The 20753-nt window shown below is 42.7% G+C and carries 15 protein-coding genes; 13 read left to right on the forward strand and 2 right to left on the reverse strand.

Annotated features, from left to right (window positions below):
* Positions 1–169 precede the first annotated feature (169 nt).
* From fbaA to AABK40_RS05280, 7 genes are all read left to right on the forward strand, one after another.
* On the forward strand, positions 170–1234 hold the full coding sequence (gene fbaA / locus AABK40_RS05250) for a class II fructose-bisphosphate aldolase (RefSeq protein WP_332920368.1): 1065 nt from the start codon (positions 170–172) through the stop codon (positions 1232–1234).
* 243 nt (positions 1235–1477) lie between these two features.
* Entirely contained in the window at positions 1478–3358 is a 1881-nt protein-coding gene (locus tag AABK40_RS05255; RefSeq protein ID WP_338397823.1) for an alpha-amylase family glycosyl hydrolase, read from the forward strand.
* Between the two features lie 428 nt (positions 3359–3786).
* On the forward strand, positions 3787–5112 hold the full coding sequence (locus tag AABK40_RS05260) for an MFS transporter (RefSeq protein WP_338397824.1): 1326 nt from the start codon (positions 3787–3789) through the stop codon (positions 5110–5112).
* A gap of 317 nt (positions 5113–5429) precedes the next feature.
* Complete coding sequence (gene pgmB, locus AABK40_RS05265) at positions 5430–6080, forward strand: beta-phosphoglucomutase (RefSeq protein WP_338397825.1); 651 nt, start codon at positions 5430–5432, stop codon at positions 6078–6080.
* A gap of 112 nt (positions 6081–6192) precedes the next feature.
* The gene (locus tag AABK40_RS05270; RefSeq protein WP_338397826.1) at positions 6193–8505 is read left to right on the forward strand and encodes a family 65 glycosyl hydrolase domain-containing protein; all 2313 of its coding nucleotides are present in this window, start codon (positions 6193–6195) and stop codon (positions 8503–8505) included.
* 180 nt (positions 8506–8685) lie between these two features.
* On the forward strand, positions 8686–9774 hold the full coding sequence (locus AABK40_RS05275) for a LacI family DNA-binding transcriptional regulator (RefSeq protein WP_332920373.1): 1089 nt from the start codon (positions 8686–8688) through the stop codon (positions 9772–9774).
* Between the two features lie 188 nt (positions 9775–9962).
* Entirely contained in the window at positions 9963–10895 is a 933-nt protein-coding gene (locus tag AABK40_RS05280) for an ROK family protein (protein ID WP_332920374.1), read from the forward strand.
* A gap of 289 nt (positions 10896–11184) precedes the next feature.
* Here the strand turns inward: AABK40_RS05280 and AABK40_RS05285 are convergent, their stop codons facing one another.
* Positions 11185–11562, reverse strand: coding sequence for a hypothetical protein (locus AABK40_RS05285; RefSeq protein ID WP_338397827.1), 378 nt, complete (start codon positions 11560–11562; stop codon positions 11185–11187).
* Positions 11563–11715: 153 nt separating this feature from the next.
* Between AABK40_RS05285 and AABK40_RS05290 the strand changes: the two genes are divergently transcribed.
* The 4 genes from AABK40_RS05290 (at position 11716) to AABK40_RS05305 (ending at position 17242) form a co-directional block, all read left to right on the forward strand.
* Positions 11716–12192 carry a hypothetical protein gene (locus tag AABK40_RS05290; protein WP_338397828.1) on the forward strand — a complete coding sequence of 159 codons (477 nt, stop codon included), beginning with the start codon at positions 11716–11718 and terminating at the stop codon, positions 12190–12192.
* Positions 12193–12341: 149 nt separating this feature from the next.
* On the forward strand, positions 12342–14210 hold the full coding sequence (locus tag AABK40_RS05295) for a DNA topoisomerase IV subunit B (protein ID WP_338397829.1): 1869 nt from the start codon (positions 12342–12344) through the stop codon (positions 14208–14210).
* Positions 14211–14285: 75 nt separating this feature from the next.
* Positions 14286–16859: a DNA gyrase/topoisomerase IV subunit A gene (locus AABK40_RS05300; protein WP_421953304.1), complete on the forward strand. Its 2574-nt coding sequence runs from the start codon at positions 14286–14288 to the stop codon at positions 16857–16859.
* A 104-nt stretch (positions 16860–16963) separates the two neighbouring features.
* Positions 16964–17242: a TIGR03643 family protein gene (locus tag AABK40_RS05305; RefSeq protein ID WP_421953298.1), complete on the forward strand. Its 279-nt coding sequence runs from the start codon at positions 16964–16966 to the stop codon at positions 17240–17242.
* 161 nt (positions 17243–17403) lie between these two features.
* On the opposite strand, the gene AABK40_RS05310 is transcribed toward AABK40_RS05305, so the two are convergent.
* Positions 17404–18612: an OFA family MFS transporter gene (locus AABK40_RS05310; protein WP_332920379.1), complete on the reverse strand. Its 1209-nt coding sequence runs from the start codon at positions 18610–18612 to the stop codon at positions 17404–17406.
* A 529-nt stretch (positions 18613–19141) separates the two neighbouring features.
* On the opposite strand from AABK40_RS05310, the gene AABK40_RS05315 reads away from it, so the two are divergent.
* Both AABK40_RS05315 and AABK40_RS05320 read left to right on the forward strand, forming a co-directional pair.
* Positions 19142–19867, forward strand: a complete 726-nt coding sequence (locus tag AABK40_RS05315) for a TrmH family RNA methyltransferase (RefSeq protein WP_332920380.1) — start codon at positions 19142–19144, stop codon at positions 19865–19867.
* A gap of 226 nt (positions 19868–20093) precedes the next feature.
* A complete protein-coding gene (locus AABK40_RS05320) occupies positions 20094–20723 on the forward strand; it encodes an NAD(P)H-dependent oxidoreductase (protein WP_332920381.1) in 630 nt (209 codons plus the stop codon).
* Positions 20724–20753: the final 30 nt, after the last annotated feature.

Below are 20753 nucleotides of genomic sequence, written 5' to 3' on the forward strand. Positions count from 1 at the left end.
TTTTTGTTGGAAATCAATGGTTTTCAAGACTTGTAATGACTTATTGATGAGAAATATTACATTCTTAAACCGGTGGATTTTAAGAAAGACTGACCCACGTCATGACTATGGTCATAAAAATCCCTAAATTTGCATTCAGAAAGACTTTATAGTTAACAAATATATTATCATGAAATTTCAATCAGGAGTAATTTTCGGTGAAGAGTTGAATAAACTTTTCCGTTATGCAAATGACAATAAGTTTGCTATTCCAGCAGTAAACACAGTTGGTACTGATTCAATCAACGCAGTTTTGGAGACAGCTGCAAAAGTAAACTCTCCTGTTATCGTTCAATTCTCGAACGGTGGTGCGCAGTTCATCGCTGGTAAAGGTATTGGAAACGAAGGACAAAAAGGTGCTATTGCAGGTTCTATTGCTGGTGCTAAGCATGTTCACGCCATGGCAGAGCTTTACGGTGTGCCAGTTGTTGTTCATACTGACCACTGTGCTAAAAAATTGTTGCCTTGGATCGACGGTTTGTTGGATGCTTCTGAAGAGCACTTCAAAGCGACAGGTAAGCCTTTGTTCTCTTCTCATATGATCGACCTTTCTGAGGAGTCATTGGAAGAAAACATCGAAACTTGTGCGAAATACTTGAAGCGCATGGCGCCTATGGGCATGACTTTGGAAATCGAATTGGGAATCACTGGTGGTGAAGAAGATGGCGTTGACAACTCTGATGTTGATGAGTCTCGTCTTTACACTCGTCCTGAGGAAGTAGATTACGCTTACACTGAGCTTTCTAAAATCTCTCCTAATTTCACTATCGCTGCCTCTTTCGGTAACGTTCACGGTGTTTATAAGCCAGGTAACGTGAAATTGACTCCAACAATCTTGCGTGATTCTCAAGCTTACATCCAAGAGAAATACAACACAGAAGCTAACCCAGTAAACTTCGTATTCCACGGTGGTTCTGGTTCTGAGAAAGCAAAAATCGAAGAAGCTTTAGGTTACGGTGCGATCAAAATGAACATCGATACTGATACACAATGGGCTACTTGGAAAGGTGTTTTGGATTTCTACAAAGGAAACGAAGCATTCTTGCAAGGACAAATCGGTAACCCTAAAGGGGAAGACGAGCCAAACAAATCTTACTACGATCCTCGCAAGTGGTTGCGTGAAGCACAAGTTTCATTCATCACTCGTTTGGAAGAAGCATTCAAAGATTTGAACTGTATCAATCGTAATGCTTAATTTTTAGCATTATAAAAATATTGAATAAGAAAGGCATGAGGTGGTTTATCTCATGCCTTTTTTTTATCTTTACCTATCATTCCGTTACACAGGCCAACTCCCCAACTGGCAGTAATGAATACTTCGAGTGATTTTTTCTCCTTATATTTTTATTGGTTTAAGCTGTTAAAATAACAGCGGTTTTAGCGTCTTTTCAGTGGTTGATAGGTTCTAATAATTTATAATTATCCTTTCTATTACAGTATGAAGAAGACATTTATCTTGGGTTGTGTGCTTGCAATGGGTATGGCCGCCTGTGGAGGTGAAAATCAGAAAACACAAGCTGACCAGCCCGCCAACATCAAGTCTATGAAACAGCCAGAAGGCAAAGTGGTCGTTTATCAGGTATTTACCCGCCTGTTCGGAAATAAAAACACCACCAACAAACCATGGGGAACCATTGACGAAAATGGTGTAGGTAAATACGATGATTTTACAGACAAAGCCCTTGATGAAATTCATAAAATGGGGGTCAACTATATTTGGTACACTGGTGTGCCTCACCATGATGTGATCACAGATTATACCAAATATGGGATTTCAAATGACGATCCGGATGTAGTGAAAGGCCGGGCAGGTTCTCCTTATGCCGTTAAGGATTACTATAATGTAGACCCAGATATGGCCGTTGATCCTGCAAAAAGAATGGAGGAATTCGAAGCCCTGATCAAACGTACACACGATCATGGGATGAAGGTCATTATCGATATTGTGCCTAATCACGTGGCAAGAAATTACGAATCTTTGCATGAAGGAGCGGAAGGTTTTGGCGTGGGTGACGACACCTCAGTAGAATACAAAAAAGACAATAACTTCTATTATATCCCTGGTAAGGCTTTTCAAGTGCCACAGGATAAAAATTATAAGCCGCTTGGTGGAGATAAACATCCACTTGCTGACGATAAATTTGATGAAAATCCTGCGAAATGGACAGGTAACGGTTCCCGTGAGGCGCAACCGAATATCAATGACTGGTACGAAACGGTGAAAATCAATTACGGTGTTCGCCCTGACGGAACGCACGATTTCCCTTCCTTACCTGAAGGATATGCTGAGAAGCCTGTGGCAGATCACTATGCTTTCTGGCAGGGTAAAGAAGTGCCTTCTTCGTGGGTGAAGTTCAAGGATATCGCCTTATTTTGGACAAACAAAGGGGTAGATGGTTTCCGATATGATATGGCCGAAATGGTGCCTGTCGAGTTCTGGTCATATATGAACTCTGCGATCAAGCATGTGAATGAAGATGCCTTCCTAATGGCGGAAGTTTATAACCCACAACAATACCGTAACTATATCCATTTGGGTAAAATGGATTACCTGTACGACAAAGTGGAGCTTTATGATACACTGAAGCACATCATGCAAGGACACGGAAGCACCGATCATATTGCGGCTATTCAGACTGGATTAAGTGATATTGAGCACCATATGTTGCATTTCCTTGAGAACCATGATGAGCAGCGTATTGCCGCACCAGAGTTTGCAGGCGACATGATGAAGGGGAAGCCTGCCATGGTTGTTTCTTCATTGATCTCTACTTCACCAACGATGATCTACTTCGGACAGGAAGTAGGAGAGCCTGGTGCTGAAGATGCAGGTTTTGGAACGCATTCAAGAACATCGATCTTTGATTATATCGGTGTACCTCACCACCAACGCTGGATGGATGGCGGAAAATTTGATGGCGCCAAGCTGACTGCCAAAGAAAAATCATTGAGAGATTTCTACGTACGCTTGTTGAACTTTACAGCCAAGAGCCCTGCATTAATGGGGGAGTATGCAGATATTCATGCTTATAACCGTGAGAACAGTAAAGATTACACGGATAAACTTTACAGCTTCGTGCGTTGGAACAAGGACGAGCAATTAGTTGTGGTAAGTAATTTCGATGGCGCAAAAAGTGCGAAGGTAGAAATGAGCCTTCCTCCAGAAATTGTTAAAGCATGGAACCTTAAGGATGGAGACAAGGTAACGATGATGGACCAACTTTATCAGAAGGTATCTGCTGATTTGGTTATCGAAAATGGTATTGGCAAATTCAGTGTCAGCCTTGCACCTTTACAGTCTTATATTTTCAAGTTATAAGAAAATCAATAGATGATCTTCAAAAGCCTTTCTCAGTTTGGGGAAGGCTTTTTTTGTTCCTAAAGCTTTTTTGCTGCAAATATTGATCGCCTGCTAATAATTTTTGGCACATTTTCGATCATAGCAACCGTTTGCGTAAAAGATTTATCGGCAAAAGAGGTGCTTTTTTCGGCTTTCTTAAAATCCGAGTATATTTGTAGTGTTAAATCGTTAAATTAATAATTTTTTTAACGATTGAAGATCAACTCTTCGGTTTTTTGTTTGTTCTCTTGATAAGGGATTTAGCGCAAAAATATCCGTTATAGATGATTTTCACCCCTGTCCGTCAGGCTTGTATTGATCGGCAGCAATAGATTAGGAAATAAATTTATATACAGCGTTGAGTGCCTTGGTGCTCAATCTTATAGCTATCTTTTTAATATATACAGATGAAAGAACAACCAAAATTATCGTTTTGGCAAATGTGGAACGTCAGCTTCGGCTTCTTGGGCGTTCAGTTTGGTTTTGCTTTACAGAATGGAAACGTCAGCCGAATTCTTCAGGCTTTTGGTGCGGATATCCATCACTTGGGTTTTTTCTGGCTCGCTGCCCCAATAGCAGGAATAATTATTCAGCCAATCATTGGTGGTGCCTCAGATAATAGCTGGTTTAAATATTTGCCCGGTGGACGTAAAGGACGACGTTTGCCCTTTATTCTTATAGGTGCTTTAGCAGCCATGGCAGCCATGTTCTTAATGCCGAATGCAGGCCTGTTTACCGCATTTATTCCTGCAATGTTCTTTGGTGCGATGATGTTGTTGCTCATGGACGCCTCTTTCAACGTGACCATGCAGCCTTTCCGTGCTTTGGTAGGGGATATGGTGCCAAAGAAACAACGTGATAAAGGTTATGCTATTCAGTCGTTTTTGATCAATACTGGAGCTGTGGTTGGTTCTTTGTTGCCGTTTATATTGACACATCTTGGGGTAGCCAATGAGCCTGGTGTTGGAGAAAAAGTAGCTCCTTCTGTAACCTGGTCATTTTATATTGGTGGAGCGGCGCTTATTTTAACCGTTCTTTGGACCGCCTTCAGAACTAAAGAATACTCTCCGGAAGAGTATAAAGAATTTCACCCAGTTCCTGAGGGTAAAAAGGAAAAGGAAAAAATGAATTTGATCAGCTTATTGGTGAATATGCCAAAGCCGATGATTCAGCTCGCGCTTGTGCAGTTCTTTTCATGGGTAGCCTTCTATTTTATGTGGGTATATGCCACCCCTGCAGTAGCAGAACATATTTGGCATTCTACAGATGCGCAATCGTTAGCGTATAATGAAGCTGGGAACTGGGTAGGCGTCTTGTTTGCGGCCTATTCCTTGTTTGCCGCATTGTTCTCCATTGTCATGGCTGGTCTGGTAGAACGTTTCGGGCGAAAGTCGGTTTATGCTACCGCTTTAGTTTTGGGGGGTATTGGCTTGGCTGCATTCCCATTTATTCATGATAAATATACTTTGATTATAGCCATGGCAGGTGTTGGTATCGCTTGGGCAGCAATTTTGTCAATGCCTTTTGCAATACTTTCAGAAGTATTACCTTCAGATAAAATGGGGGTTTACATGGGAATTTTTAACTTTACGATTGCGGGTCCTCAGATTCTTGCTGGTTTGTTCGGAGCCTCTATTGCAACAGCAATGGGTGCGCCAATCTGGATTATCTTTGCGGCAGGTATCTGCCTGTTACTTGGTGCGTTATCAGTCGCATTAGTAAAGCAAAAATAGAAAATTAAAATATTGCCAAATATCTTTATTTGTCATGAATAAGGATCTTTTAGAAACCCTCATTCCCTGAGGGTTTTTTTACGTCTAAACTTACATGGTTATGCAAACGAGTGCGGAAAAGTTGCGTCTCATATTACAATAATTGTATTGTTAGTCGCTCTTTAAGCGTTAGATTTGATATATGATCAAGTAAGGGATGGTCTTTTTGGTTTTTTTGTAATTACCATCCGCATGTAAGAACGATTATCGTTTAAACTGATTTATATTATATTAGGTGATGCTAATTTGGCACTCACACTTCAAAAGTAAAATTTCAGATGATGAATATTAAAGGTTGCATTTTTGACTTAGATGGCGTAGTTGTAGATACTGCGAAATACCACTTTTTGGCATGGAAAAAATTAGGCCAGGAGCTTGGTTTTGACTTTACTGAGCAGGATAACGAACGCCTGAAAGGAGTCAGTCGAATGCGTTCTTTGGATATTCTTTTGGAGATCGGTGGATTGTCGCTGACAGAAGAAGAGAAGGTTGCTGCGGCAACGAAAAAGAACGAATGGTATCTGGAGTACATCAAACAAATGAAGCCAGAGGAAATCCTTCCTGGTGTCCTTGATTTCTTCAAATCCTTAAAAGAGGCAGGTATTAAAATTGCATTGGGCTCCGCCTCAAAAAATGCGGTATTGATCCTCAATATCCTTGATATTAAAGGTTACTTCGACGTGATTGTTGATGGCAACTCGGTATCGAAAGCCAAGCCAGATCCTGAGGTATTTTTACAGGGTGCTGAAAAATTAGGATTGACAGCCGAAGAGTGTGTCGTGTTTGAAGATGCTGAAGCAGGAGTGGAAGCAGCTAAAAATGGCGGGATGCGTTGTGTGGGTATTGGTGAGCCTGCTGTTCTTTCAAAAGCGGATGTTGTCGTTGATGGCTTCAACGCTTTCACCATCGAAAATTTAAAACAACTATAAATCAACGCTCTGTAAAGAGACGCTGACGAACTATAAAATATGAGATCATTGCTGTTTTCGGTTGGGGAATTGGAAGGCAGCAAGTATTTTCTTTAGAATTTCATTTACTGATATGAACGAATATATAAAGCACTTCGATTGGAATATTGTTGAGGAAGGATTTGATCCTGCAAACAATAGAGTTTCAGAATCACTGTTTTCTCTTGGTAATGGCCGTATGGGTGGCCGTGGGAACTTTGAGGAGAAATATTCTGGCGACAGTCTTTTGGGGAACTATGTAGCAGGAGTTTACTATCCTGATAAAACTCGTGTGGGTTGGTGGAAAAATGGCTACCCAGAGTACTTTGCCAAAGTATTGAATGCGGCCAATTGGTTGGGGATTCATGTACAAGTGGACGGTGAAGAGCTGGATTTGGCTACGGCTAAAGTGGCGAATTTCAAGCGTGACCTGAACATGAAGGAAGGTTTTTTGAAAAGAACTTTCGAAGCTACTTTACCTTCAGGCAAGCAAGTGGCGGTAACTTCTACACGTTTCTTGTCGATTGTCGATGATGAAGGTGGTGCTATTCGTTATGAAGTGAAGGCGTTGAATTTCTCTGGAGATATTAAATTCACTGCTTTTGTGGATGGCGATATCGAGAATGAGGATTCTAACTATGATGAGAAATTCTGGGCGGAAGTTGCTAAAGAAAATACTGCAGGAGAAGCGTATTTGGTGAACGAAACACTGAAAACTGGCTTCCATGTAGCTACAGGAATGAAGTGGGCGATTACTTTGAATGGTGAAACACAAACACCAGCAATTGAAGTAGCCTCTAAAGAAAAATATGTAGAGAACAGTGCCGTTGTTGCGGTAAAAGAGGGCGATGTAGCAACAGTATTCAAATACATCACCAACATCTCTTCTGAGAACCACCCTAAAACAGAATTGGTCAGCAAGGCGAAAGCTTATTTGGCTATGGTTTCTGATAAAGGTTTCGAGCAGATGCTTGCCGAGCAGGCGGAAGCTTGGGCGAAGAAATGGGAATTCTCAGATATTCTTATTGAAGGAGATACCAAAGCACAGCAAGGTATTCGATTTAATATCTTCAACATGAATCAGACCTATACAGGTGAGGATGCTCGTTTGAACATTGGTCCTAAAGGATTCACTGGGGAGAAATACGGTGGGGTAACTTACTGGGATACGGAAGCATATTGCGTACCTTTTTACCTGATGACTGCAGATCCACACGTAGTGAAAAACTTGTTGATCTACCGTCATAACCACTTGGAGAAAGCCATTGAAAATGCAGCGAAACTCGGCTTTAAAGACGGTGCCGCGCTATATCCAATGGTAACCATGAATGGTGAAGAGTGCCATAATGAGTGGGAAATTACCTTCGAGGAAATTCACCGTAACGGTGCGATTGCCTTTGCTATTTATAACTACATTCGCCATACTGGTGATGACCAATATTTGGCAGATTACGGTTTCGAGGTGCTTCTGGGGATCACACGTTTCTGGACACAGCGTGTAAACTGGTCAGTTGGTTTGAACAAGTATGTGATGCTTGGCGTAACGGGTCCGAACGAGTTCGATAACAACGTTGATAACAACTGGTACACTTCTTATATCGCAACGTGGTGTATGGAATATACGACCCGTGCTGTTGAAATCCTGAAGGAAAAATATGCTGACCGCTATGAGGCGTTGGTAGCTAAAAATAACTTCAAGGAAGAAGAGGAGATCAGTAAATGGTCGGATATTCGCGAGAAAATGTACTTGGGTTACGATGAAGAAAGAGGCGTCTTTATTCAGGCTGATGGTTTCTTTAACAAAGAGCAAATCCTGGTAAAAGACATGGATCCTGCTCAGTTGCCAATCGTTCACCATTGGTCATGGGATCGTATCCTTCGCTCAAACTTCATCAAACAGGCGGATGTTTTGCAAGGAATTTACCTTTTTGAAGAGCGATTCTCAACAGAGGAAATTAAACGAAATTATGACTTCTATGAGCCACGTACCGTTCATGAATCATCGCTTTCCCCTTGTATTCACTCAATCCTTGCAGGTAAAATCGGTGATGAAGAACGTGCTTACGAATTCTATTTGAGAACGTCGCGTCTGGATTTGGATGATTACAATGCAGATACCCGTGATGGCTTGCACATTACCTCAATGGCTGGTACATGGATGGCCGTTGTTGAAGGTTTTGCAGGGAAGCGTGTTTATGATGATGGTATGTTGCGCTTGGCGCCATTCATTCCTAAAGAATGGGGTGCGTATGAATTTAACATTACGCATCAAGGCGCTTTGTTGCAAGTTCGCGTAACTGAAGGAGAGGTAACGATCAAAAACGTTTCTGATGTAGCTTTAACAGTTGCTGTTTACGATCAAGAAGTTACTGTAGCAGGAAAAAATGAGATTACTGTTCAAAAGTAATTGTTGATATTTTGTGATATTTTAAGAAGAGGAGGCTTGCCTTCTCTTCTTTTTTTGCCCTTAACTTTTTTGCTGAAGCGATTTCAGGATAATTTTAACCGAAAATTTGTTAATTTGTTTAAACTCCTTTGTGCAAGGGATGCAAGATGAGCAAATGAGGAGTTTTCAGAATTAGCATATATGAAGACACAAGTAACAATTAAGGACATCGCTAAGGCGTTAAACATTTCTCCATCGACGGTTTCAAGAGCGTTGAAGGACCATCCCGATATCAGCCAGAAAACCAAAGATGCCGTCAATAAAATTGCGGCCGAATTGGATTATCACCCGAATACCATTGCGCAGAGTTTGCGTAAAAGCCGATCGAATACCATTGGGGTAGTGGTGCCTGAATTGGTGCATCACTTCTTTGCCAGTGTAATTTCCGGGATTGAGGATATTGCCTATAAGGCAGGTTACCGTGTTGTTATTTGCCAGACCAACGAGGATGTTACTCGGGAAAAAATTAACATCAGTGCACTGATTTCTTCGAGAGTGGATGGCGTTTTATGCTCCATGACCAAAGAAACCAAAGAGTATAGTCACTTTAAATCAATTCAAAATCGAAATATTCCCTTAATATTTTTTGATCGAATTTGTAATGAAATCAAGGCGGACTCTGTAGTTGTGCAAGATTATGAAGGAGCCTATGAAGCTGTAGAACACCTGATAGAACAAGGGTGTAAGCGGATTGCGCACTTTAAAGGTCCAGATTCATTGCTGATCACTCGGCAGCGATTAAATGGCTATTATGATGCCATGAGGGAAAGTCATCTGCAAATTGACGAAGACTTAATTATTCAGGCTGATGATCGTGAATCTGCACGGAAGGCGATTTATGATTTGGTCAAGAGTGAAGAACCAATGCCTGACGGTATTTTCTGTGTGAATGATAATGTAGCGGTGGGTGCAATGATGCAGCTCCGTGAAATGGGAATCAATGTTCCGCGCGAAGTGAAGATTGTCGGATTTGAAGATGATACCACATTCACAAGGCTGACCGATCCGCAAATTAGTAGCGTATTTCAGCCCGCCTTTGAAATGGGGCAACGGGCAACCGAGATGTTCCTCGATGAGCTGAAAAGGAAAGAGGCCCATCCAGAAAAGATCTTGGAGCCAAAGACACCACGAATCGAGGTGCTGAAAACGAAGGTGGTGGTCAGAGGGAGTTCCAATGAGCAAGTGGCTCAGCAGGAACGAGCGAGAAGAAATTACCTGGAAAATGTTTAAAATTTTAAGCCTTCTGTATGGAAGGCTTTTTTTGTATAAATAAAAGATCTATTTTTTAGGTGTTTATTTCATGATCTCGTTATATTTCTATTCGTAAACACTAATTGGGTAAAAGCGGCAAGTGCTTTTTATTCAAAATCAAACATATTCTCAATCAATTGAGCGGAAGATCTTTCTTTTTTACCTCAATGACAAATGAACTGAAAATGGAAAATGCTTATTTAGGGATTGATATCGGAGGGACCAATACAAAATTTGGAATTGTAACACGCACAGGGGAATTATTGGAAAAAGTGAAGTACCCAACTGCGGATTTGGCCGATCAGCCTAATGGCTATGTAGAAGCTTTTATTGAAAAATTAGGGGCTTTTCTGGGCGACAATAAGGCGATCAAAAAAGTTGGAATTGGGGTGCCTGGTACTTTGGGGCCAAAAAGACGCAAGACCCTGGAATTTCCAAATATTGTAGGGCTGGGCAATATTGAGTTTGCCAAACGATTGGAGCAGGCATTTCCTGATTATCAATTCCGTTTGGAAAATGACGCCAATGCGGCCGCCCTTGGCGAGTTTTATTTTGGCGAAACAGCAGTGCCTCCTTCTTATATTTTCATTACACTCGGTACAGGCGTTGGCGGTGCGGCGGTCATCAACAAGCAAATTTTTGGCGGAGAAGGTGGCAATGCCATGGAGATCGGTCATATTCCTATCGGTAATGGCAAAAGCCTCGAACAGAGTATCGGTAAAAAAGGCATTGTGGGTATGGCTGAAAAATATATCGGCAGTGGCGAATATAAAACCAAGCTGAAGCTGTCGGATAACCTTGATGCGAAAAAAATTCAAAAGGCCTGTCTTGCTGGTGATGAAGTCGGCAAAAAAGTTTTCCGAAGAGTAGGGAAGTATTTGGCACAGGGGATTGTTTCCAATGTCAGGATTCTGGATATCTCGACCATCATTCTTGGTGGAGGTGTATCCGCGGCCTATGAAACAATTCATCCCGCAATGATGAAAGAGCTCAAGCATTGGCTCACTCCGTATTATCTCGATAAGTTGCAGATAAAAACGGCCTCTTTGGCTAATGAAGCAGGTATTTTAGGTGCTGCCTCTTTGGTTATTGAAGATTAATAGGGTTTTGCCACATGTTGGCAGCCTGATAAAAAAATGCGAGTCCATCCGACTCGCATTTTTTTTGCCTCAGCCATACCGAGGGCTCGTATCCCTGAACCATAGACCATTGCTGCATCCCGTAAATTATGTACACTTTTCTCAAAGTCGCCTTCCTTCATCAAAAAGAATAGTAAGGTGTCTTTGGATTTTCGATGGGTGATATCCGATTTACGGAATAAAAAAACCTGTGGAAATCTGTGTCATCTGTGGACAATACAAAACCATGAAATAATTAGGGGTTGCGCCACTATTCTTTTTCCTCGGTGGTAATTTTTTTAATTTCTATCAGATGGTCGGTGGCGGTAAAGCGCAACCTGTATTGTACTTTCTCCACAACGCCACAGGCTTTCCCTCCTTCAATATCATAAAAGAAAAAGCGCTGCGATCTGCGGTAAAGTTCCTCTTTGTTGGGCCTCCCGAGTAGTTTAACGATCTGGGTGGTGCTTAAATTCTCAAGGGCAGATTCACTTTTTTCAAGCAGTGGCAGTAGATGCTCCCGTTGGCCGTTGCAGCCTGAGCGGTCCGCTTTCCAGGCCTGGGTATCGAAGCCTTCAATTTTTGGCGTGGGTTTACAGGCAGAGGCAAAGAGCGCAATTAATAAAAATATATAGACAATCTTGTTCATACTTGAGTTAGGTTTTTGATGTAGTGCCGTTCAAAAGTAGCCTTTAAACTGCGGTTTTAGTGGTTTAGGAGCCATTATACTTTGGTGAAATTAGCGCAGAAAGTCGGGAAATGGAAAATTTCCATTAAATTGCTTAGGAAATTAAACAGGACAATGGAGAATTTTTTAAAGTTTTTTAGGACAAGCTCCCTGATTTTGGCATTGGGGATGTTCTTGTATGTGTATGCTTGGATGCCTTCGGGCGTAACGGTATCTATTGATGCTGTGGGCAATGCAGCAACAATCGTTACACGGGATACTTTCTTTTTTGGTGGTTTGGTGTTTTTGGCCTCCATCAATGGTATCTTTTTTATGTTCATCAACCTTTTACAAAACATGAGCTCAGACCCCATGGTCAGGGGGCTTACTTATCGGAATTACTTCTTCAAAAAGCAGATGAGTGACTGGTTTTTGGCATTAAATGGAATTCTAAATTTAGGCTTTGCCATTTCGGTAGCCTTTTTAGGGTCGTACAACAATAGCCAATTTGGGAACAGTACTTTAATCAATAGCACTATTTTCGTTTTTCCTATCGTTTTACTGGCGACGATGGTTTGGTTGATGGTTATCCTGTCAAAAAATAGGCGGTAAATCCGTTATTTTTTGAGTGGGATTGAATTTTATTTGGTTTACTTCACTTAGGTTTATTAAATTTAGATGGCTTTTTCAGTTCGCTGGTAATTTAGCATGAAAAAGCAGGATTTATTTTTTCACCTTTTGATCTATGGATTAACTGGAAAATGGCAAAGCAACAAGAAGCAATATATACAGAAGATAGCATTCGGTCATTGGACTGGAAAGAGCATATCCGCCTGCGACCTGGAATGTACATCGGTAAGCTCGGCGATGGTTCCTCCGTCGATGATGGAATTTATGTGCTGGTAAAAGAAATTATTGATAATAGTATTGATGAACATATGATGGGCTTTGGAAAGCAAATCGATGTGAAGATTACTGATTATCGTGTAAAAATACGGGATTACGGTCGGGGAATTCCTTTGGGAAAAACCATTGACTGTGTTTCAAAAATAAATACTGGGGGAAAATACGACTCTGGCGCCTTTCAAAAATCAGTGGGGCTGAATGGTGTGGGTACTAAAGCGGTGAATGCGCTTTCTTCCTATTTCCGTGTACAGTCATTCCGTGACGGGCAGACCAAAGTAGCAGAATTTGACCAGGGAGAACTGACCCTTGACTCAAAAATCGAAGCGACAGATCAGCCTAATGGTACTGAAATTACCTTTGAGCCAGATGCAAGCGTTTTTAAGAATTACCACTTTATCCCGCAGTATCTTGAAAATCAGATTTGGAATTACGCCTTCCTGAATGCTGGGCTGACGATCAACTTCAATGGGCAAAAGTTCCATTCCGCGAATGGTCTGCGCGATTTGCTCGAGCGCAAAACCAATGAAGATGATTTACGCTACCCCATCGTTCACCTGAAAGGGGATGATATTGAAATGGCTTTTTCTCACTCCAATCAGTATGGTGAGGAATATTATTCCTTTGTGAATGGCCAATATACCACGCAGGGCGGTACGCACCTTCAGGCATACCGTGAGGCTTTGGTGAAAACAGTGCGGGAATTTTATGGTAAAAATTTCGATGCTGCGGATGTCCGCGCAAGTATCATTGGCTCTGTGGCAGTAAGGGTTCAGGAACCTGTTTTTGAATCTCAGACCAAAACAAAACTGGGCTCACTGAATGTCGCTAATGATGGCCCCACTATGCGGACTTTTGTTGGGGACTTTGTAAAGAAAGCCCTTGATGATTACCTGCACAAACATGCCGATACCGCCGAGGCTCTGCTCAAACGGATTAATCAGTCGGAGCGGGAGCGTAAGGAGATTTCTGGAATTAAAAAGCTGGCCAATGAGCGAGCGAAAAAGGCGAACCTGCACAACAAAAAATTGCGTGACTGCCGCGTGCATTTCAACGATAAGAAGGAAAAGCCAGAGCGTGAAGAAAGCATGATCTTTATTACGGAGGGAGATTCTGCCTCAGGGTCGATCACCAAGTCGAGGAATGTACAGACGCAGGCCGTTTTCTCTTTGCGGGGGAAACCACTGAACTGTTACAGCCTGACCAAAAAAGTGGTCTATGAAAATGAAGAATTCAACCTGCTGCAACACGCCCTTAATATTGAAGACGGGCTTGATGGTTTGCGCTACCGAAAAATTGTGATCGCTACCGATGCCGATGTCGATGGAATGCACATCCGCCTGTTGCTGCTGACCTTCTTCCTGCAGTTTTTCCCAGATTTAGTGAAGCAAGGCCATGTTTACATTCTTGAAACGCCACTCTTCAGGGTGCGCAACAAGAAGAAAACCATCTATTGTTATGATGAGCAGGAGAAACAAAAAGCCATCAAGAAACTCGGCGGAAAGCCTGAAATTACCCGATTTAAGGGACTCGGTGAGATTTCTCCTGACGAGTTCGGGAACTTTATTGGCGACGAGATCCGACTTGATCCAGTGATTTTGCAGAAGGAAACCAAAGTGGAGGATCTACTGAGCTTTTTTATGGGGAAAAATACCCCAAAACGCCAAGGCTTTATTATCGATAACCTTCGCGTGGAGAAGGATATGGTGGAAGAGGAGGAGCTTTAAGGCCAATTTTTTTGATGCAGTAAAAGGGTTTGTGCCCGAAAAATTCTGAAAGAAAACATGAACGACGAAAATAATATGAATCAGGAGGGACAAGAGCTCAACGGAAACATCAGCGAAGCCACCATGGTTTCGGGGATGTACGAAAGTTGGTTTCTTGATTACGCCTCTTATGTGATCCTCGAACGCGCCGTACCAGCCATTCAGGATGGACTTAAACCTGTTCAGCGACGGATTCTTCATGCCATGAAGGAGCTGGATGATGGTCGATTCAATAAAGTTGCCAACGTGATTGGAGCCACCATGCAGTTTCACCCCCATGGTGATGCCTCTATTGGTGACGCCATTGTCTCTATCGGTCAGAAAGAATTGCTGATCGAAACGCAGGGGAACTGGGGGGATATCCGTACTGGAGACCGCTCGGCAGCACCTCGTTATATTGAGGCCCGCTTGTCTAAATTTGCCCTCGATGTAGTCTATAACGCACAGACCACCGAATGGCAACTCTCTTATGACGGCCGAAAAAAGGAACCTGTAACTTTGCCTGTGAAGTTTCCTTTGCTCCTGGCGCAGGGTGTAGAGGGGATCGCCGTAGGGCTTTCCACCAAAATGATGCCCCACAACTTTGTGGAACTTTGTAAAGCTTCGGTAGATATCCTCAAGGGGAAAAAGGTGAGTATTCTTCCAGATTTCCCAACAGGAGGAATGGCGGATTTCACCAACTACAACGAAGGGAAAAAAGGATCTAAAGTTCGCGTAAGGGCTAAAATTGAAGCCGTAGATAAAAAGACGCTCCTGATCAAGGATATTCCTTTTTCAACCACCACCACTTCTGTTATTGACTCCATTCTGAAAGCCAATGACAAAGGGAAGCTGAAGGTGAAAAAGGTGATTGATAATACGGCCAAGGACGTTGAGATTGAAATTCAGCTTGGGCCAAATCAGTCTCCTGATGTGGTGATTGACGCCCTGTATGCTTTTTCCGATTGCGAAGTTTCGATCTCGCCCAATGCCTGTGTGATTATCGACGATCGCCCACATTTTATGTCGGTGAACGATATTTTGAGGTTCTCTACAGAACAGACGGTGGGCTTGCTGAAGCAGGAACTTGAAATTCGCAAAGGGGAACTGATGGAGAAAATCCTCTTCAGCTCACTGGAAAAGATATTTATCGAGCATCGTATTTACCGCGATATTGAGGAGTGTGAAACCTGGGAAGCGGTATTGCAAACGATCGACAAAGGACTCGATCCTTTCAAAAAGGATTTCTACCGTGATATTACCGAGGAGGATTTGATTCGCCTGACGGAGATCAAGATCAAAAGAATCTCCAAGTTCGATACCTTCAAGGCGGATGAAATCATGCGCAAGCTGACCGACGAGCTGAAAGCGGTAGAGCATAACCTTGCCAACCTGACGGAATTTGCCATTGCTTATTTCCGGGATTTGTTGAAGAAATACGGCAAAGGGCGTGAGCGAAAAACCGAGATTAAAAACTTCGAGGAAATCAATGCGACCGTCGTTGCAGCCAACAATGCCAAGCTGTATGTCAACCGAGCGGAAGGATTCATAGGAACTTCGCTGAAGAAAGATGAGTTCGTTTGCGATTGTTCAGATATCGATGATATCATCATCTTCCGCCGCGATGGGGTATGTATGGTAACCAAAATTGCCGATAAAGCCTTCGTGGGTAAGGACATTATTCATGTGGCCGTTTTCAAAAAGAATGACGACCGCATGGTGTACAATATGGCCTACCTGGATGGGGCAAAGAAACGGACTTTCGTGAAGCGATTCCAAATATTGGCCGTTACCCGTGACCGTGAATATTCACTGATTAAAGGGGGAGCGAAATCCAAATTGTTGTACTTCACGGCCAACCCTAACGGGGAGGCGGAAGTGGTTCGCGTGAAGCTTACCGCTGGCTGTCCTGCACGTCAGAAAGTGTTTGAATACGATTTCGCAGAATTGGCAATCAAAGGGCGTGATGTGGTTGGAAATACCCTGACGGCCTATCCGATTTCAAAAAATGGCATCATCAAAATTTCAGATGGTGTATCTACACTCGGTGGCGTAGATATTTTCTTTGATGAAAATATAGGCCGACTGAATTCAGAAGGTAGAGGGAAAAAGCTCGGTAACTTCGTCGATCAGTCCATTTTGTGCGTTTTCCGTGACGGTAGTTATGAACTGACCAATTACGAGCTGACCAACCGTTATGCGGTAGAGGATCTGGTTTTGATAGAGCAGTTTGATGCCGAGCGCCCGATTACGGCCATATATTATGACGGTAACAACAAGGCGAATTATGTGAAGCGTTTCATGGTGGAAACCACCACGATCGATAAGCGATTCAAATTCATTACCGATGCCCGCAGTTCAAAGTTGCTCGCAGCAACAACCGACAGCCTGTCGAAGGTGAAGATCACTTATAAAAAAGCGATCGATGGCAAGACGAGTGGTACTTTTGAGCTCGATGTTCTGGCGGAAACCAAAGGATGGAGAGCGTTGGGGAACAAGCTTTCGGCTTATCCTGTGAAAACCGTGGAGATTATCGAAAGTGAATCCAAAACCGTGAAAGCGTCAGCTTCATCAACTGGGGAGAAGGCCGTTAAAGCCGATGATGACAAAGAACAACTGGGCTTGTTTTAACCCTGTCCGTAAAAAATAATTCAAACCGCAGTGTTCAGGCATTGCGGTTTTTTTTATGGCTGAAATTTTTCAGGCAAACGATTTGAAAGAACAGCTCGTTTGCAATGGCGATGAGGACAGCAGAAGAAACCGACCGAGTAATAGAAATGGCATGGGAAGACCGAACACCCTTTGAGGCCATTGAGCAGCAATTTGGGCTTTGTGAAGCCGAGGTGATTAAAGTGATGCGCAGGGAATTAAAACCCACCTCTTTCAGGCGGTGGCGCAAACGGGTAAACAGTGGGGTGAGCCAGAAACACCTCAAAAAGCGAAACCCAGAGATCGAGCGCTTTCGGTGCAGTCGTCAGCGCAGTATTTCAGGGAATAAAATTGCCAAGCGATAACCACAGCTAAAGCCGCCAACCAGCCACCAATAAAAAAGGCCAGTCGTCATGACTGGCCTTTTTAAGCATGATTTATTTTTTGCGGATAAAGCGCGTGTTTAAAACTTGAAAACCATCACGATCTTCTGAATTTTCAGTAGGATGGTCAGTTTATAAATGCACTAAGCAACTTCTACCGTTGGATTTTTTGGTGCACGAACAACGAAGGTCAGTACCAGTGAGATGATCAGCAAGCTGAGGATCAACCAGAAAGTAGCAATGAAACCACCGAAAAGTGAGGCTACTGCAGAACCAATGAATGACCCAATTCCGAAACCAAGGTAGATCAGTCCGTAGTTTTTTGTCAAGTTTCTCAAACCAAAGAAGTCACTAACCAATGAAGGATAAACCGTGATTCCCCCGCCAAAACAAAAGGCCATACAGCTTAAAGATACCCAGTACAACATTGGGTTAAGGTGTACGAAAAGGATCAGGATAATACCGATCAGTGCAAATATTAAGGCAATGGAGATGGTGTAAATTCTTTTGATTTTATCAGAAAGTACCCCAAGAATCAAACGGCCAAGGAGGTTGGCAGCTGCTACAATAGCGACCGCTGAAGTTGCCGTAGCCGTAGACAAGTGTGCGTAAATTTCACCAATATCTTTTGATACACCAATAACATACAGACCACTCATACAGATGGTCACGAAAATCAATGCCAATGTCCAGTAAGATTTCTGGTTCAGACATTCTTTCAAATCAAACTGGTGTTTTTCTTCTGAATGGCCATCAGCTGCTTGAACTGTTGATTTCACTTCAGGAGCGTCAGACATCAATAATCCACCAATGGCAACCAATACAATCATCAAAATACCCCAAATCTCGAAGGTCATGTGCATATGCTCATGAATCAGTAATTGGTTATTGATAAATTTAAATCCTAAAGCACCAAGGCCATAAGCGCCAATTGTGAAGGCAGAAATCAGCCCTTTTTTCTCTGGGAATTGTTTCACACAGTTGGAAAGGGTCATCAGGTAACCGATACCATCTCCCAAACCTACCAGAATACCACCGAAAAGATAAAGCATCAGGATATTACCTGCGAAAGAAGTAATGATCAAACTCAATCCGAGGATTAAACCTGCCGCAATGGTCGTTTTGGTGATCCCGAAACGATCCTGAATCTTTCCAGAAACCGACGAACCAATAGCAAGGGCAAGGCTCATCAATCCAAAGGTAAAAGCAACTGTTTTTATAGGAGAGTGTAAGGCTTTTGAAAGTGGTGCATTAAAAAGGCTCCACGTATAAACCGAACCTAAGGCAAACTCTGTAATCATCGCTCCGATGAAAGTCCGCATTCGATTTTGCTTGTTAATTTCAGAATTCATAAAGAATTTTTTAAGTAAGTTAATCGATGATCTTAAATCGAAAACCATACCATGAAATTGTTATCCTTATTGGTATTGATGTGGTAATTATCCACAGATCACTGAATTATGATGCACGCATTTGTTTTTTAATGACGCAGATCAGATTTTAATCGAAATGTTTAATTGCAAACTAAAAATGTGATATCTATTTTCGTGAAAAAAAGTATATTTTTTTCGCGGAGCTTATTACTGACGATGCGTTTTAATCTCAGCAGATTTGCGAAATACAATTCGATATCAAATAAATCATTTGCCAGAAAGCCTCTTGCCCAAACTTTGCTGTATATGCTGTGCAGGTGCTCCTTTGTTTTCTGATGCGTGTAGTACGGCTTAAAGCAAATTGGGCGAAACCAGTGAAACAGGGAATCTGTGGCTGAAAAATAAGATGATATTCAAGGGATGTAGCATTGATGAGCTTGATTCCCATCCTGCATACTTTATTGGGTTTTTAAAATGGCGTAATTTGCCGTACTTTTGCGCCATAAGCATGAATAGTAAAATGGAGGATAAAAAATCAATCGACCCCAAGGTGCTGGAGGCCGCCAAAGTGGAATATTTCAGACCTTATATTACGGAGGCGAAGGTGAATTTGCTGGAGAAAGTCATGGATCAGCGCACCCGTCAAATCACCGTAATTCTGGAGGATGTCTATAAGCCGCATAATGCGTCAGCGGTATTTCGCAATTGCGACTGTTTCGGGCTGCAGGATTTGCATATCATCAACAACTCTTCGGAATATGAGATCAATCCTAATGTTTCCAAAGGGGCATCCAACTGGGTGAGTATGCACCGTTATGAAAAAGAAGGGGCGAAAAATACGGCCGATTGCTATGCCAATTTAAAGGCACAGGGCTACACTATCTACGCCACCTCGCCAAATGTGGAGGGAAAAACGCTTGATCAGGTGGATTTGAGTGGGAAAGTGGCCATCGCCTTTGGTAATGAAGCCGATGGGCTTTCTGAGGAAGCATTGGCAAGTGCCGACCACCATTTGCGAATTCCTATGTATGGCTTCACTGAATCTTTTAACATCTCCGTAACAACGGCCTTGTGCCTGCACCATTTGGTGGAACGCCTGCGCAAAGAACGCAAGGATTGGCACCTGAGCGAGGAAGAACGCCAATTCCTGCGATCGGTTTGGTACACGGGGCTTGTGCGCCATGCGGATTTGCACATCAAGCGTATTATTGAGGAGCTGGCCACAGCCAAGTAACAGAAAAGTAAAAGCACCTTCAAGGGTGTTTTTTTTTGCCCTGCCCAGAAGTGGAACAAATAAGTCCCCCTTTTTTTGTGAAAAGTAAATTGGTCGGTGAATAATTCGGACGAAGTTAGATCTTGCCCTTCAACAGTCGTATGGATTATCAGATGCCACGATTGATCAGCACTTATGGTCAGTCGGTGATTGGCGTCTGTTTCGTTTATCAAAAAATGAATAATTCATGAAAATGCTTGAAAGCCTTCGTTGGCGTTATGCCACCAAAAAATTTGATGCCTCAAAAAAAATCAGTGGGGAAGACCTTGAATATTTGAAAGAATCCATTCGTTTGTCGCCAAGCTCGTATGGTTTGCAGTTGTTCAAGGTACTCATCATTGAAGACGAGGATTTGAGGAAAAAATTGCGCCCTGCAGCATGGGATCAGTCGCAGATTACCGACGCTTCCCACCTTTTTGTTTTCTGTAATTACATTAAGGTTGAAGATGAACATATTGATGAATATGTACAACTGAAAGCCGATGCCCTCGGGATAGATTTCTCCGAACTCAGCGGCTATGGTGATTTTGTGAAAGGGGTACTGAAAGAAAAAGACCCTAAAGAGGTTACCGCCTGGACCGCCCGACAGCCATATATTGCCTTGGGGAATTTACTGACTGCCTGCGCCACACAGAAAATCGACGCCTGTCCAATGGAAGGTTTTGAGCCTGAAAAATTCTCCGAGATTTTGGGCCTGGAAGCGGCCAACCTTCAGCCTGTGGTATTGGCAACGGTGGGTTACCGCTCTGCTGAAGATCAGACCAAAGATCAGCCGAAAGTGCGTAAGCCTGCCGACCGCATATTTGAAAGCCGTTAAATCGGACCTTTGGCCACAAAAAAACCATGC

Source organism: Persicobacter psychrovividus, from assembly GCF_036492425.1.
Taxonomy (GTDB): Bacteria; Bacteroidota; Bacteroidia; order Cytophagales; family Cyclobacteriaceae; genus Persicobacter; species Persicobacter psychrovividus.